Source organism: Natronosalvus sp. KLKA75 (assembly GCF_059736265.1).
In genome coordinates this window covers 972,595-987,004 of sequence record NZ_CM185522.1, presented here as the reverse complement: position 1 = coordinate 987,004, position 14,410 = coordinate 972,595, and the positions used below count along the sequence as shown (strand labels likewise).

Genomic DNA, 14,410 nt, shown 5'->3' with positions numbered 1-14,410 from the left:
CTAGCGAAACGGCGGTGGGAGTAACGTCATGAAACCAGGTTTATATAGGAAATTATTAGTGTTCCAAATGAATAGTTGAGGGAACGATGGGGAGACAGAATACGTACGAAATAGCGTTACTCGGCTTGATACTTTTTGCTGTGATGGCGGCCTCGGTACTGTGGTCACAGGAGATACTGCTCTGGTTCGGCTACACGGTAGCGGTCTTCCTCGTATACCTCCTGTGGAGATTCGTGCGGGCAATCGAGGAACTGTCCCTCTGATACCGACGGCTCGACGAACGGTCCGTCGTTGGTGCCCGAAAGCCTGGTTTCGATGGGGTCGTCAATTCTACGTGTCGGCCACGACCTCGAGGACGTGTCCTACGGCCCCGTTCTTTAGCTCGACTTCTGGTCCATCCGGGTCGTCGCCGATGACGGTGCCGATCTCGCCGACGATCGGCTCCTGGTCGGTCGACTGGACGTCCTGGTCTCCCTGCACGATCCGGACGGTCATTCCCTGTCTGAGCTCGGTCGCCTGCGGGCGTTCGTTGGACATGCTCGAGGGTCCATCGGTGACGTCAAAAAGCGTGATGCCTGCAGTCGCGCCGAAGGAGAGGAGAGGACGGCGGGGTTCGTAACGGTATCGACGCCAGCCGACGAAACTCCTCGAGACGGTGTCGCTAAGTACCTCCTCGAGCAACACACCCGCATGACCCTCTTTGGAACCGCCGGTATTCGCGGCCCCGTCGCCGACACGGTGACGCCGTCGCTCGCGCTCGCGGTCGGCCAGGCCGCTGGCTCGCCGGGCGAATCCTTCGTCGTCGGTCGGGACGGCCGGGAGACCGGCCCCGCACTGGCTGCCGCGCTCGAGGCCGGCCTCGAGAGCGCCGGATCGAACGTCGAACGCGTCGGCCAGGTGCCGACGCCCGCGCTCGCGTTCGCCTCACAGGGGCGTCGCGGCGTCATGATCACGGCGAGTCACAACCCGCCCGCCGACAACGGGATCAAACTGTTCGTCGACGGCGTCGAGTACGACCGCGAGGCCGAGAAGGCGATCGAATCGGTCGTCGAAACGCCCGACCTCGCCCCGTGGGACGAGTGGGGGAAACCGCGACGCGGCGACGTCCTCGAGGGGTACCGGCGAGCCGTGGTGGACTACGTCCGAGAGCGGTTCCCCGCCGAGGACGACCGCCCGCTCGCGGGTCTGTCGGTCGCCGTCGACTGCGGCAACGGCGTCGGCGCGCTGGCGACCCCGCAGGTGCTCGATATCCTCGGCGCCGACGTGGTGGCGATCAACGCGACCGTCGACGGCCACTTCCCCGCCCGGGAGAGCAAGCCCACCGCGGAGACGCTGACGGACTTTTCGGCGTTCCTGGCCGAGGGCTCGTTCCACCTGGGGCTCGCCCACGACGGGGACGCCGACCGACTCGTCGTCCTGAACGGCGACGGCGAGGTCGTCCACGAGGACACGATCCTGGCGGTCGTCGCCGCCCACTACGCCGAAACGAGCGACGCAGACGACCCGGTCGTCGTCACGACGCCCAACGCCTCCGCCAGAATCGACGAGCGCGTTCGTGAGGCCGGCGGCCGCGTCGAGCGAGTTCGACTGGGCTCGCTCCACGAGGGAATTGCCCGGGTCGAGGCAGCGGCTGCCGGAGACGGTACCGCGGGGGACACCGAAGTCGTCTTCGCCGCCGAACCCTGGAAACACATCCACACCGCCTCCGGCGGCTGGATCGACGGCGTCACAAGCGCGGCCGTCGTCGGCGCGCTCACCCTCGAGGCCGGGTCGCTCGAGGCCCTGCGCGACCCCGTCACCGAACGACCCTACCGCAAGGTCTCGGTCGATTGCCCGGAGTCCGCGAAAGGCCCCGCGATGGCGACCCTCGAGTCGACGCTGCCGGCGGCGTTCGACGAGGCGGCAGTCGACACTGACTACGGGGTCCGCCTCGAGTTTCCCGACGCCTCGTGGCTGCTTGTCCGCCCGAGCGGCACTGAACCCTACGTCCGCCTGTACGCCGAGAGCGACGACGTCGACGCGCTCGTCTCGGACGCGCGTGAGGTAATCGAGTCGGCGGTGGCCGACCACCGGTAACCCGGCCGTGGGGCGTCCGGTACAGGAAAAAGACGCTGGCGACCGAGTCTACAGATCGCAGTACAGCGACAATCCACCACGCACGCACGTGATCCTGATCGGGTCGTCGTAGCTCACTGAGACGTGGTCGGCCGCGCGGACGTACTTCGCTGGGTCGGTCCGACTCACCGAGCGCAACAGTCCGGCGTCCTCGAGTCGGGAGACGGTTCGATAGGTCGTGTTGAGCGGTAGCTCGAGCGCCTCAGCGAACTCGCTGACGATCGTCGGACCGTCCGCGTAGCGATACAGCTCGCGAGCGGTGTCCTCGGAGAGGAGGGAGACGATACGCTCGGGATTGCAGCCACCCTCCCTGTCGCTGATACCGCACGGATGTCCGTCGGATACTACCTGGCTCATACGTAATCGTCACCCTGTGATCACATACCTCCCGCCAGTGGCTCCCACTCGGTGGGAAACGCTGGCAGGCGTTCGTATCCCGACGAAACGCTTTGATACCTCCCCGCCGAATCGTGGGCCACAGCTATGGATTCACTCATCGAGGCCGCCCGCGACGTCCAATCTCGAGCCCACGTTCCCTACTCCAAGTACCCCGTCGGCGCGGCGCTCGAGACGGTCGACGGCGAGGTCTTCGTCGGTTGTAACCTCGAGAACGCGAACTACAGCAACAGCCTCCACGCCGAGGAGGTCGCCATCGCTGAAGCCGTCAAGAACGGCCATCGCGACTTTGCCCGACTCGCCGTCAGTTCGGGTCGTCGCGACGGCGTCACCCCCTGTGGGATGTGCCGCCAGACGCTTGCGGAGTTCGCTGACGACGACCTCGTCGTCTACTGTGACGAGGGCGACGACGACCCGCCCAGTGAGTACACCCTCGGGGAGCTCCTGCCGAACACGATCACCGAAGAGATGCTCGAGTGAGGCGAGTGAGGTGAAAGCGTGGGTCGAGTGAGGGGGAAGCAAGATTGAGAGCGAAAGGAGGGCAAAGAGAGAGAGAGGGTGAGAGCGGGGAGACGAGAGCGAGAGTGGAGGAGATAGAGACGACGAGAGCGAAAACCAACCTCAAACCGTCGTCAACGACCCGACCGGCGCCTCCGTGCGACCCTCAGCACGCTCGATGCCGTCGCTTCCAGCAGCGATGAGCGCGAAGACCCCGGCGACCTCCGCCCCCGCCGTTTCCACGATGTCCAGGAGCAGTTCCTGGGTCTCGCCGGACCGGATCAGGTCGTCGACGACCAGGACGGAGTCGTCCGGGTCGATCGCGGCCGCGGGCAGGTAGTAGGTGAGTTCGATGCCCGACTCGAGGCGTTCGCGAGCCTCGAAGAAGTCCTCGACGGCAGTCTCCTTGCGTTTCTTCGCGTACGCACAGCGGGTTCCGTAGTAGCTGGCGAGCGAGGCGGCCAGCGTGATGCCGTCGGTGGCGGCCGTCAGCACGACGTCGGGGCGCTCGAAGTCGAAGGCGTCGGCCACGACGGGCGCGGCGAGGTCGAGAAACGGCTGGTCGAAGACGGCCCCGGAGTTGTCGACGTACCCTTCCGAGTCGACCTGGATGCGGGCCTCGAGTTCGGCCGCCAGCGCCTCGCGACCGACCTCCTCGACCACCTCGCGGGCGCGTTCGGTACCGGGGAGTACGTGTCCGTTGACGTAACGGTTGAGGTCGCCCGCCGGCAGGCCGGTCGCTTCGGCGAGTTCGTCGTACGTCCGGGTTTCCTTGAGCATTCGCAACACGTCGACCGCTCGCAGCTGGAGCGCGGCTTTTTCGGCTCGGTTCATGCGTGTAAGCACGATTCCACAAGTATGTATATTTCGATCGGTATGTTCGCGAGAGACCACCACATGCGTGGGTAAATCGGCCTCGAGGGCGCGATCCGGCTACCGGTGATACCGGGCCACCAGCCGCCGCGCGAGGCGGGCCTGGGCTCGCTGGAGCAGGCGCGACGCCGTGCTCGAGGCACAGCCCAGTTCCCTGGCGACGGCCGCGATGCCGGCCTCGCGGGGCACCTCGAAGTAACCGACGTCGACGCCCGCGGCGACGGCCTCGAGCTGGCGGTCGGTGAGCGCGTCCGCGATGGGGGCGTAGCGACGGTCATACTCGCCGATCGAGCGAACGGTGACGTCGATGGACTCGGGTAGACCCTCGAGCATCGCCTGCAAGTTCTCGCCCGTGCCGACGACGGTCATTCCGAAATCCGCAGATTCGTCGTAGGTGATCGGCGGGACCACGACGAGGTCGAGCGCGGCGAACGCCTCGCGCCAGCGGACGTCCTCCTCGCGCGTCTCCTGGCAGACGTAGAGGTAAAACGAGTCGTCGTCGATCGGCGTCAGATCGCACCACCGGATCGATTCCGTGGACTCGAGCGCCTCCTCGTAGGGCTCGCGGTCGGCCTCGACGTAGAAGAGTTCGTACTCGAGGCCGTCCTGGCGAGCGTCGACGTTCCAGGCCTGGAGTTCCTCGTAGCGAACGGCGTCGCCGTCCCTGATGAATCGCTGCATCGGGTGGAGCATCCAGTCGGGCTGGGAGAGTGCCACGGAGAGTGTCTTCACGGCTGGTTCGTCTCGAGCGGCCAGATAGGTATAAATACACTAGTCAATTCGTGATAACGCCGATCGAACCCGCGGCGCAACCGACGACCATGGTCGATTGGATTCCGCTCGACGCACCGGAACGACTCGCGTTCGTCGTCGCCGCGAGCGCGTTGTCGCTCAATTTCGTCGGTGTGCTCGCGACGATCGCCGGTCGCGCCGACTACTGGCCGCCCGGCGAGCGCGACTGGCGGTTTTACGCCCAGTGGACGCTCGCGCAGACGTTTTCCGTATTTCTGCTCGCGGTAGCCGTCCTCGATTGGAACAGCCTGGGCCTCCCGCGAACGCCGACGCTCGTCGCCGGCCTCGTGCTCTTCGTCCCCAGCTTCGTCGCCGCACTCGCCGCAGGACGCGATCTGGGAAGCGAGGAGACCGTTGGCCTGACGGGCGAGTTGCGAACCGGCGGCTGGTACCGCTACTCGAGGAACCCGCAGTACGTCGCCTACCTCGTCGCTACGGTCGGATTCGCGCTGCTGGCGAACTCCGCGCTCGTGTCGGCGCTCTGCGCCCTGTACGTCTGCTGGTGGCTCCTCCTGCCGCTGGCCGAGGAGCCGTGGCTCCGCGAGCAGTACGGCGAGGCCTACGAGCGGTACGCCGCCTCGACGCCACGCTTCGTCGGCGTTCGAACGTTTCGGCGGCTCTCGAGCGACCGAAGCAACTCGGATTCAGTGACCTGATCAAATTCGGCGACCTGATCGGACTCGAGGCGCATCGAGACCCGAGAAGATGCGGGGCGACCCGTCGGAGACCTACTCCGCGAGAAAGTCCGGCGCCGACCGTTTCTCGTCGCGCTCGGCCTCGAGGTGCGCCCGGAATTCGTCGATTTCGACGTCGTACTCCTGGTCCTCGAAGCGGTCACGGACCGAGATGTTCCCAGCTTCTTCCTCGTTGTCACCGACGATGATCTGGTAGGGGACGCGGTCGTCGTGAGCCGCACGGATCTTGCGCTCGAGGGTGCTGTCCCGGTGGTCGACCTCCGTGCGGAAGTCGCCGAACTCGTTGGCGACGCGGTGGGCGTAGCCGAGGTTGTCGTCGGAGATGGGCAGGACGCGCACCTGCTCGGGAGCGAGCCAGAACGGGAAGTTCCCTTCGTAGTGCTCGATGAGCATCATGAAGAAGCGCTCGTAACTGCCGTAGAGCGCCCGGTGGATCATGACCGGCTCGTGGGCCTCGTTGTCCTCGCCGACGTAGTCGAGGTCGAAGCGATCGGGCATGTTGAAGTCCAGTTGGACCGTCGGGCCGTCCCAGTGGCGACCGATGGCGTCCTCAAAGGCGTAGTCGATCTTCGGGCCGTAGAACGCGCCGTCGCCGGCCTCGAGGTCGTAGTCCACGTTTCGTTTCTCGAGGACGGACTCGAGTTGGGCCTCCGCTTTATCCCAGATCTCGTCGCTCCCCACGCTCTTCTCTGGGCGCGTCGCGAGCGCGACCTCGTACTCGAGGTCGAACGTCGAGAGTACCTCGTCGATGACGTCCATGATTTGCTCGACCTCGCGCTCGATCTGATCGGGGCGGACGAACAGGTGGCCGTCGTCGATCGTGAACGCCCAGACTCGCGAGAGGCCGGAGAGTTCGCCGCGCTGTTCTTTCCGATACACTTTGCCGTTCTCGGCGTACCGGATCGGCAGGTCGCGGTAACTCCAGGAGTGGTCCTGGAAGATGGCGGCGTGGCCAGGACAGTTCATCGGCTTCAGGCCGAACTCGTCGTCGCCCACGTCGAAGATGAACATGTCGTCCTCGTAGTTCTCGTAGTGGCCGGACTTGTGCCAGAGGTCCGTCTTGAACACGTGGGGCGTCTCGACGTAGTCGTAGCCCGCGTCTTCGTTCAGGTCCTCGACGAAGCCCTCGAGTTCCCGCAGGATCGTCTTCCCCGGCGGGTGATAGAGGGGAAGCCCGGGACCCGTCACGTCCTGGATCGAGAACAGGTCCATCTCGTTGCCGATTTTGCGGTGATCGCGCTCTTTGGCCTCCTCACGGCGCTCGAGGTAGTCCTCTAGATCGGACTCGTCCTCGAAGGCCGTCCCGTAGATCCGGGTCTGCATCGGGTTCTCCTCGTTGCCGCGCCAGTAGGCGCCCGCGATCTCGAGCAGTTTGACGACGCCGATCTCGCCCGTCGACTCGAGGTGCGGGCCGGCACAGAGGTCCTCCCACTCGCCCTGGCTGTAGAAGGTAACCTGTTCGCCCTCTTCGGCCAATTCGTCGAGCAACTCGAGTTTGTACGATTCGTCGGCCAGTCGGTCCTCGGCCTCCGCGACCGAGACTTCCTCGCGCTCGATGTCGTAGTCGGCCTCGATGATGTCCTCGATCTCGGCCTCGAGTGCCGAGAAGTCGCTCTCGTCGACCTCGAGGTCGTCGAAGTCGTAGTAGAAGCCCTCCTCCGTTGGCGGGCCGATGGCGAGTTTCACGTCGTCGAAGTGGCGCTCGACAGCCTGGGCCAGACAGTGGGCCGCGGAGTGACGGAGGACGTCGAGGTACTCGTCGGACTGGTCAGTGACAATCTCGAGTCGCGCCTCGTCGTAGACGGGGGCCTCCTTGGCGACGAGTTCGCCGTCGAGTTTGCCGGCGACCGTGTCGCGGCCGAGGCCAGGCCCGATCTCGTAGGCGCAGTCCTCGACGGTGGCGTCGGGGGAGACCTCGAGTTCGGAGCCGTCGGGGAGGACGACGCTGATCGGTGACTGTGCGGATTCGGATTCGGATTCTGAGTTTGCCATGGTGGATCTGTATGTGGGTGTCGCTATCGAGTGGATGCGTTCGGACGGTGTCTTCGGGGAAACGGTACGCGGATTCGCATCGTCGCGTCCGTACTCGTACCGCTGGGCGTCGTGTGCGCCGCTCGCTGGGACGTTCGTGTCGACACAACGAGCGGTAGGTGGGAATTAGAAACGGGCGGACGGCCCTGTAAAGTAGACACCTACCATCGTACCTCTGGATATCGCCGAGTGGAATAAAAACGTTTTGATGGTGTGTGGATCGCTCGAGCGGTTCCGACGCGAACGCTGCCACTGGTTGTTATCGGCAGGGTCGGCAGGGATTGGGACCGAGGCGCCCATCGAAAGACATCGTGCGCGGGGGTCGACCTCCACTGCGAGACCAATACTATATCTTTTGGAGTTTGAGATTTCGACGGCGGAGCGAGTCTCGGACGACTCGAGCCGAGAGTCTAACGATTCGCCTGCCTCTCGTTCGACCGCCCGCTCTCGAGCCCTTCCCCAACCCGGAGGACTTTACTCGTCGGAACACGCTCGAGCCAGTATGACCGAGGCGACGGGGATCGTCGGCGAGTTTCTCTCTCTGAAAGCCGACACCGACGCGGACGTGCTGGCGATGCAGTGTGGCGACTTCTACGAGTTCTTCGGCGACGACGCCGAACTCGTCGGCGAGGAACTCGAGCTCAAGGTGACCTCCAAATCATCCCAGGGCCAGTCGTACCCGATGGCGGGCGTCCCGCTGGCCGACCTCACCCCGTACCTCAAGGCGCTCGTCGAGCGCGGTTACCGCGTCGCCGTCGCCGACCAGTACGAGACTGACGACGGCCACGCCCGCGAAATCGTTCGCGTGGTGACGCCGGGGACGTTCGTGGAGACGAGTGACGCCGACGCGCAGTACCTCGCGGCGGTGGTCGCGGACCAGGGCTCGGACTCGAGTTCCAGCGCCGAAAGCCGAACCGCGTACGGCCTCGCCTTCGCAGACGTCACGACGGGCCGATTCCTCGTCGCCGGTGCCGAGGACGTCGACGAGGCGATGACCGAACTCTATCGCTTCGCCCCCGTCGAGGTCCTGCCCGGCCCCGACGTGCGGACCGACGACGACTTCCTCGCACAGCTCCGCGACCGACTCGAGGCCCGCCTCACCCTCCACGAGACGGAGGCGTTCGCCCCGAAACGGGCGGCCCACCGGGTGCGCGACCACTTCGGGGCCGAGACCGTCGACCGACTCGACCTCCCCGAATCCGCGCTCGCCGCTGCGGGCGCCATCCTCGCCTACGTCGAAGAGACCGGCGCGGGCGTGCTCGCGTCGATGACCCGCCTCCAGACCCACCGCGGGGACGACCACGTCACCCTCGACGTGACCACCCAGCGCAACCTCGAGCTGACCGAGACCATGCACGGGGACCGCGACGGCTCCCTGTTCTCGACTATCGACCACACGAAGACCAGTGCCGGGGGGCGGTTGCTCAAGGAGTGGCTCCAGCGCCCCCGACGCTCGCTCGAGGTGCTCGAGGAGCGACAGGCGAGCGTCGGCGCCCTCGCCACCGCCGCGCTCGCCCGCGACGAACTCCAGGACGTGCTCGGGGGGGCCTACGACCTCGAGCGCCTGGCCTCGCGGGCGACTCACGGGAGCGCAGACGCGCGGGACCTGCTCGCGGTGCGGGACACCCTCGCGCTGGTTCCCCGGGTGGTCGAAGTCGTCGAGTCGACGCCCGACCTGGCCGACTCGCCGCTGTCGACCGTCGTGAATCGAGTCGATCGCGAACGGGCCGCCGACCTCCGCGAGACGCTGGCGGACGCGCTGGCCGAGGACCCGCCGTCGACGGTGCGCCAGGGCGAGTTGTTGAAGAAGGGCTACGACGACGACCTCGACGATCTTATCGAGCGCTACGACGAACTCGAGCAGTGGCTCGACACGCTGGCCGACCGCGAGAAGCGCCAGCACGGGCTCAGCCACGTCACCGTCGACCGGAACAAGACCGACGGCTACTACATTCAGGTCGGGCGGTCGGCGGCCGACGGCGTGCCCGACCACTACGAGGAGATCAAACAGCTCAAGAACTCCAAACGGTTCACGACCGACGAACTCGAGGACAAAGAACGCGAAATCCTCAGGATCGAGGAACAGCGCGGCGACCTCGAGTACGAGCTGTTCCAGCAGCTTCGCCAAGACGTCGCGGAGCGAGCAGCCCTCCTCCAGGACGTCGGACGCACGCTCGCGACGGTCGACGCGCTCTCGAGCCTGGCGAGTCACGCCGCCGAGAACGGCTGGGTTCGTCCCGTGCTCCACCGGGGGCAGGACCTCGAGATCACCCAGGGTCGCCACCCCGTCGTCGAGCAGACGACCGAGTTCGTTCCGAACGACGTCGCGATGGACTCCGACCGCGGCTTTCTGGTGGTGACCGGCCCCAACATGTCCGGGAAGTCGACGTACATGCGCCAGGTCGCCTGCATCGTCCTATTGGCTCAGATCGGCAGTTTCGTCCCTGCCCGAGAGGCCGAGATCGGTCTGGTCGACGGCATCTTCACCCGTGTCGGCGCCCTCGACGAGTTAGCCCAGGGGCGCTCGACGTTCATGGTCGAGATGAGCGAACTCTCGAACATCCTGCACGCCGCAACCGATGAGTCGCTCGTCATCCTGGACGAAGTGGGGCGGGGAACCGCCACCTACGACGGCATCTCCATCGCTTGGGCGGCCACCGAGTACCTCCACAACGAGATTCGGGCGAAGACGCTCTTCGCGACCCACTACCACGAACTGACCGGGCTGGCCGACCACCTGCCCCGCGTGGCGAACGTCCACGTCGCGGCCGACGAGCGCGACGGCGACGTGACTTTCCTGCGAACCGTTCGCGACGGCCCGACCGATCGCTCCTACGGGATTCACGTCGCGGACCTCGCGGGCGTTCCCGCTCCCGTCGTCGACCGCGCCCGCGACGTCCTCGAGCGCCTGCGCGAGGAGAAGGCCATCGAAGCGAAGGGCGGGGGCTCGAGCGAGCCCGTTCAGACGGTGTTCGACGTCTCGAGCGGGAGTTTTCGGGGACCGGCGAACGCTGACGGCGGCGACCCGGAGCCGACCGCAGACGCGGAGCCAGCAACCGACCCCGACGCCGCGGCCGTCCTCGAGGACCTCGAATCGCTCGACGTGAACAGTACGCCACCCGTCGAGCTGATGGCAACGGTCCAGGAGTGGAAACGACGGCTCGAGAACGAGGAGTGAGCACGGGCCGACACGAGGGTAGTACGCCTCGTGTGTTCGGCCGGTTCAGTAGTCTCAGGTGACGGTCCGATACGACTCGAGCCCTCGATCGCTCTAGCACGTCTCGACGTTCGAAACGTCGATACGAACGCCACCGGCCGACGATTCAACGACTCGTCGCTCCCACTCGTGCAGGTCGGCAATTCGGTCGACGATCGACAGACCGTACCCGGTCCCCTCCGTTGACGTCGAGTACCCCGACTCGAAAACACTCTCTCGTTCACCGTCAGGGATCCCACGGCCGTCGTCCGCGACGTAGAACCCGTTCTCGAGCCCGCCAACCGTCACGGTAACCGCATCGCCGCCGTGCTCGACCGCGTTACGGAAGAGGTTTTCGAGGAGCTGTCGAAGCTGCTGTCGGTTCGCGCGTACCGCAGGCGCCGAGTCGGCGTCGAGTATCGCGGCCTCTGTCCGCACCGTAGCCCAGCAGGCCTCGGCGAGATCGGTCAGGTCGACTGCTTCGAGATCAACGGCCGCGCCGCCCTCGTGAGCGAGTGTGAGTAAATCGTCGACCAGGGCGTTCATGCGCTCGAGTGCAGCGTCCAGATCGGCCAGGTGGTCGCTCTCACAGTCCGCCCCGAGCAACTCGAGTCGCCCCTGGGCTACCTGTAACGGGTTGCGGAGGTCGTGTGAGACGACGCTGGCGAACCGGTCCAATCGTTCGTTCTGCCGGAGCAGTTCGCGCTCTCTGATCTTCTGATCCGAGATGTCCCGATCCATCGCGACGAATCGGTCTTTTCCATCCAGATCCAGTCGGATCAAGTGGACTTCGACGGGAAACGTCGTCCCGTCTCGGCGCTGGAGTTCCGCCTCGAACCGACGGGGGTCGTTCGTCGGCAATCCCGACCAGAAGGCCCGGGCCTGATCGGGTTCGACAGTCGTGTCGATCTCCCAGACTGGCAGGCCGACGAGGTCGGCCGCCGCGTATCCCAGCGCTTCGGCGAATCGGTCGTTCACGTCACGGATCCTGCCTTCGGCGTCGTGGACCGCGATCATGTCTGGTGAGTTCTCGAACAGCGCTTCGAGTCGCGCCCGACTCGAGCGAAGCTGGTCTTCGCGGCGTTTCTGTGCCGTAATGTTTCGAACAAATCCGACGATTCGATCGGGTTCGCCGGTCGAATCGAGGATGGGTTTGCTGTCGGCTCGAACCCAGCGTCGTTCACCGTCGACCACAACCCGGTACTCGATCGTTTCGGAACGCCCCTCGGAGACGGTCTGCATCACCTCCCGAACGCGATCTCGGTCGTCGGGGTGAATCCGCTCGAGAAATCGTTTCGGGTCGGCCTCCAGCGCCTCGATCGAGTCCCCCCAGAGGTCCTCGTAGGCGGAATTGACGAAGAGGAGGTCGGTCCAGTCTGCGGAAAACATGTAGAGGACGTCGTCGGCTTTCGCCGCGATTTGTGTGAGTTTCGTCTGAGATTCCCTGGTCGCTCGCTTCGCGCGAGATTGTTCGACGGCGTTTCGAATGCGGTTCGCCAGCACGGCGTACTGACTCGTTCCGCGCTCTTTTTGCAGGTAGTCCGTGACACCGGCGGAAATGGCGTCGCTGGCGATCTCCTCGCTCCCCTTCCCCGTGTAGAGGATGAAGGGAAGCTCCGGGTGGTCGCGTCGGAGCCGCTCGAGGAATTCGATTCCGTTCGTGTGGGGCATGTCGTAGTCGGAGACCACGCAATCGATTCGCGACTCCGCGAGCAACTGGAGTCCGTCCGGTGGGTTCGACGCGGAAACGACGTCGAGCTGCGGGTCGGTTCGTTCCAGAAACGTCGACGCTAGATCGGCAAAGTGCGGGTCGTCGTCGACGTGAAGAACCGAAATCAGCTCTGACGAATCGTTCATAGCAGAAGACACAAACTACGAGGATATAGGTGCAAGGGCCGAACGAGTGGAGCGAGCGGCGAGTCAACTCGGCTCGAGGTGTGGGCCGGACGACCGGATCCGGGCCCGATCAGAGGTCCGTTCCGTCGAATCGGTAGTAACCGATCGCCAGCGGAACGACTACCCAGAACGCGAGCACGGCGAACCCGACCGTCGGCGTCGCGTAGGCCACATCGAAGCCGGCGGCCTGGGTCTGGGCGTTGGCCTCGTCGGCGACCCCCGGTAGCAGTGCGACGAGCGCCGAGAAGTACGCCGCAGAGGGCGGTATCTGAGTCGCGATGAACATCCAGTCGGGCATCTGCTGGGGGAGCGAGAAGCCGTTCGCGACGTAGACGAGCGCGAGCGGCACCACGTCCCAGGCCAGTTCGAACACGACGAAGAAGCCGAGCGCGAGCGTCGTCGCCCGCGACGTCGACGACGTGGTCGCCGAGAGGCCGACGACGATCGCCGCGTAGACGCCGGCGAAGACCACCGCGGCGAGCACGAACGTCACCAGCGGGACGAGCTCGACCGTTCCGAGCAACACGGAGCCGAATCCGAGGCCGATGAGCAATCCAACGCCGAGCGTGGCCGCGATTACGGCGGCCCGGCCGATCACCTTGCCGAGGAACACGTCTCGCCGGGTGACCGGAAGCGCGAGCAGGAGTTTGATACTGCCCAGTTCGCGCTCCCCGGCGACGGACTTGTAACAGACGACGATCGCCGCCAGCGCGACGAACAGGCTGGAGATCCCCGCCAGGAAGAACACCAGTCCGCCGAACGAAACGTCGCCGGCCGCCCCGAACGCCTCGGGGAGTTCGACGTAGGCGTACGTCGTGAGCAACGAGAACAGCACGAACGCGGCGAGCAGGGCCCACAGCGCCCGCGACTGCACGGCGTCCTGGAAGTCCTTCCTTGCGACGGCAGCCCACCTCGTGTTCATGCTCGCACCTCCTGATCTTCGGTCGTGTACCGCACGAACAGATCCTCGAGCGAGGATTCGTCGACGGAGAAGTCTCCGACGTCTGCGCCGGCGTCGTCGAGCGTGTTCAACACGTCGAACTTCGACCCGCCGGACAGAACCACCCGGAGTCGCCCCTCCTTGAGCGCGACGTCGGTGACACCCTCGAGCCCAGCGACAGTCTCGAGAAGCGCGTCGTCGACGTTCGAGACCGAAATCGACAGGGTCGTCGACGTCTCGGTCGCGTCGCGCAACCCCTCCACAGTGTCGACTGCGACCAGTCGGCCGCGGTTGATGATAGCGACGCGGTCGCAGATCGCTTCAACCTGCTCCATGATGTGACTCGAGAAGAAGATCGTCGTCCCGCGTTCGTTCTCCCGGCGAATGATCTCGCGCATCTCCCTGGCACCGTTGGGGTCGAGGCCGGTGGAGGGTTCGTCGAGGATCAACAGATCGGGATCACCGACGAGCGCCATGGCGAGCACGAGTCGCTGGCGCATTCCCTTCGAGTAGCCGCCTGCCTTGCGGTCGGCCGCCTCGGCGAGCCCCACGCGCTCGAGCAAGGCGTCGACGTCCTCGTCGACCGCCTTCAACTCGACGACGAACTCGAGGTGCCGGCGGCCCGTTAGGCGGTCGTAGACGTGGTAGCCGTCGGGCAAGACGCCGGTCCGCTGGCGGACGGCGAGGCTCTCCTTCTGCGCGTCGTAACCGAGTACCGTTGCGGTGCCGTCGGTTGGTCGCGTGAAGTCGAGCAGGATGTCGATTGTCGTCGACTTGCCGGCTCCGTTCGGGCCCAGGAAGCCGAAGATTTCGCCCTCCTCGACCGTCAGGTCGAAGTCGTCGACGGCCAGGACGTCGCCGAAGCGTTTCGTCAGTCCGTCGAGTTCGATTGCGGCCACGCTAGCGCCCTCCGCCGAAGGGTAGTCGCCGGTCGCGATCGTGTGTAATAGCGCTCATCACGTACGCCTTCGCTCGAGA

13 protein-coding genes are annotated in these 14,410 nt (G+C 65.5%); 5 read left to right on the top strand and 8 right to left on the bottom strand.

All coding sequences use genetic code 11. The features are described 5' to 3' along the window. The first annotated feature begins 86 nt into the window (after nucleotides 1-86). Nucleotides 87-263, top strand: coding sequence for a DUF8066 domain-containing protein (locus tag AC6I65_RS04755; protein WP_497902909.1), 177 nt, complete (start codon nucleotides 87-89; stop codon nucleotides 261-263). 67 nt (nucleotides 264-330) lie between these two features. On the opposite strand, the gene AC6I65_RS04750 is transcribed toward AC6I65_RS04755, so the two are convergent. Beyond that, nucleotides 331-537 (bottom strand): DUF2196 domain-containing protein, encoded by a 207-nt coding sequence (locus AC6I65_RS04750; RefSeq protein WP_497902908.1) that lies wholly within the window; start codon nucleotides 535-537, stop codon nucleotides 331-333. Nucleotides 538-690: 153 nt separating this feature from the next. Between AC6I65_RS04750 and AC6I65_RS04745 the strand changes: the two genes are divergently transcribed. Next, the gene (locus tag AC6I65_RS04745) at nucleotides 691-2,076 is read left to right on the top strand and encodes a phosphohexomutase domain-containing protein (RefSeq protein ID WP_497902907.1); all 1,386 of its coding nucleotides are present in this window, start codon (nucleotides 691-693) and stop codon (nucleotides 2,074-2,076) included. Nucleotides 2,077-2,124: 48 nt separating this feature from the next. Here AC6I65_RS04745 and AC6I65_RS04740 read toward each other — a convergent pair whose 3' ends face one another. Then, a complete protein-coding gene (locus AC6I65_RS04740; RefSeq protein WP_497902906.1) occupies nucleotides 2,125-2,472 on the bottom strand; it encodes a winged helix-turn-helix domain-containing protein in 348 nt (115 codons plus the stop codon). A gap of 126 nt (nucleotides 2,473-2,598) precedes the next feature. Between AC6I65_RS04740 and cdd the strand changes: the two genes are divergently transcribed. Beyond that, a complete protein-coding gene (cdd, locus tag AC6I65_RS04735) occupies nucleotides 2,599-2,991 on the top strand; it encodes a cytidine deaminase (RefSeq protein ID WP_497902905.1) in 393 nt (130 codons plus the stop codon). A gap of 141 nt (nucleotides 2,992-3,132) precedes the next feature. Here the strand turns inward: cdd and AC6I65_RS04730 are convergent, their stop codons facing one another. Both AC6I65_RS04730 and AC6I65_RS04725 read right to left on the bottom strand, forming a co-directional pair. Beyond that, on the bottom strand, nucleotides 3,133-3,843 hold the full coding sequence (locus AC6I65_RS04730; RefSeq protein ID WP_254159958.1) for a phosphoribosyltransferase family protein: 711 nt from the start codon (nucleotides 3,841-3,843) through the stop codon (nucleotides 3,133-3,135). A gap of 99 nt (nucleotides 3,844-3,942) precedes the next feature. Further along, nucleotides 3,943-4,614 (bottom strand): helix-turn-helix domain-containing protein, encoded by a 672-nt coding sequence (locus tag AC6I65_RS04725; protein ID WP_497902904.1) that lies wholly within the window; start codon nucleotides 4,612-4,614, stop codon nucleotides 3,943-3,945. Between the two features lie 89 nt (nucleotides 4,615-4,703). On the opposite strand from AC6I65_RS04725, the gene AC6I65_RS04720 reads away from it, so the two are divergent. Continuing rightward, nucleotides 4,704-5,330 carry a methyltransferase family protein gene (locus AC6I65_RS04720; RefSeq protein WP_497902903.1) on the top strand — a complete coding sequence of 209 codons (627 nt, stop codon included), beginning with the start codon at nucleotides 4,704-4,706 and terminating at the stop codon, nucleotides 5,328-5,330. A 72-nt stretch (nucleotides 5,331-5,402) separates the two neighbouring features. Here AC6I65_RS04720 and thrS read toward each other — a convergent pair whose 3' ends face one another. Then, nucleotides 5,403-7,361, bottom strand: coding sequence for a threonine--tRNA ligase (gene thrS, locus AC6I65_RS04715; RefSeq protein ID WP_497902902.1), 1,959 nt, complete (start codon nucleotides 7,359-7,361; stop codon nucleotides 5,403-5,405). A 541-nt stretch (nucleotides 7,362-7,902) separates the two neighbouring features. On the opposite strand from thrS, the gene mutS reads away from it, so the two are divergent. Then, a complete protein-coding gene (gene mutS, locus AC6I65_RS04710; RefSeq protein ID WP_497902901.1) occupies nucleotides 7,903-10,578 on the top strand; it encodes a DNA mismatch repair protein MutS in 2,676 nt (891 codons plus the stop codon). 93 nt (nucleotides 10,579-10,671) lie between these two features. Here mutS and AC6I65_RS04705 read toward each other — a convergent pair whose 3' ends face one another. The 3 genes from AC6I65_RS04705 to AC6I65_RS04695 form a co-directional block, all read right to left on the bottom strand. Continuing rightward, nucleotides 10,672-12,453, bottom strand: coding sequence for a PAS domain S-box protein (locus AC6I65_RS04705; RefSeq protein WP_497902900.1), 1,782 nt, complete (start codon nucleotides 12,451-12,453; stop codon nucleotides 10,672-10,674). Between the two features lie 109 nt (nucleotides 12,454-12,562). After that, nucleotides 12,563-13,414: an ABC transporter permease subunit gene (locus AC6I65_RS04700; protein WP_497902899.1), complete on the bottom strand. Its 852-nt coding sequence runs from the start codon at nucleotides 13,412-13,414 to the stop codon at nucleotides 12,563-12,565. After that, nucleotides 13,411-14,331: an ABC transporter ATP-binding protein gene (locus AC6I65_RS04695; protein ID WP_497902898.1), complete on the bottom strand. Its 921-nt coding sequence runs from the start codon at nucleotides 14,329-14,331 to the stop codon at nucleotides 13,411-13,413. Before AC6I65_RS04695 ends, AC6I65_RS04700 begins: the two co-directional genes overlap by 4 nt. Between the last annotated feature and the right edge of the window lie 79 nt (nucleotides 14,332-14,410).

Bases quoted from the DNA above. Each gene is read 5' to 3' on its own strand.
- AC6I65_RS04755 (WP_497902909.1), top strand. From the start codon at position 87: ATGGGGAGACAGAATACGTACGAAATAGCGTTACTCGGCTTGATACTT.
- AC6I65_RS04750 (WP_497902908.1), bottom strand. From the start codon at position 537: ATGTCCAACGAACGCCCGCAGGCGACCGAGCTCAGACAGGGAATGACC.
- AC6I65_RS04745 (WP_497902907.1), top strand. From the start codon at position 691: ATGACCCTCTTTGGAACCGCCGGTATTCGCGGCCCCGTCGCCGACACG.
- AC6I65_RS04740 (WP_497902906.1), bottom strand. From the start codon at position 2,472: ATGAGCCAGGTAGTATCCGACGGACATCCGTGCGGTATCAGCGACAGG.
- cdd (WP_497902905.1), top strand. From the start codon at position 2,599: ATGGATTCACTCATCGAGGCCGCCCGCGACGTCCAATCTCGAGCCCAC.
- AC6I65_RS04730 (WP_254159958.1), bottom strand. From the start codon at position 3,843: ATGAACCGAGCCGAAAAAGCCGCGCTCCAGCTGCGAGCGGTCGACGTG.
- AC6I65_RS04720 (WP_497902903.1), top strand. From the start codon at position 4,704: ATGGTCGATTGGATTCCGCTCGACGCACCGGAACGACTCGCGTTCGTC.
- thrS (WP_497902902.1), bottom strand. From the start codon at position 7,361: ATGGCAAACTCAGAATCCGAATCCGAATCCGCACAGTCACCGATCAGC.
- mutS (WP_497902901.1), top strand. From the start codon at position 7,903: ATGACCGAGGCGACGGGGATCGTCGGCGAGTTTCTCTCTCTGAAAGCC.
- AC6I65_RS04705 (WP_497902900.1), bottom strand. From the start codon at position 12,453: ATGAACGATTCGTCAGAGCTGATTTCGGTTCTTCACGTCGACGACGAC.
- AC6I65_RS04700 (WP_497902899.1), bottom strand. From the start codon at position 13,414: ATGAACACGAGGTGGGCTGCCGTCGCAAGGAAGGACTTCCAGGACGCC.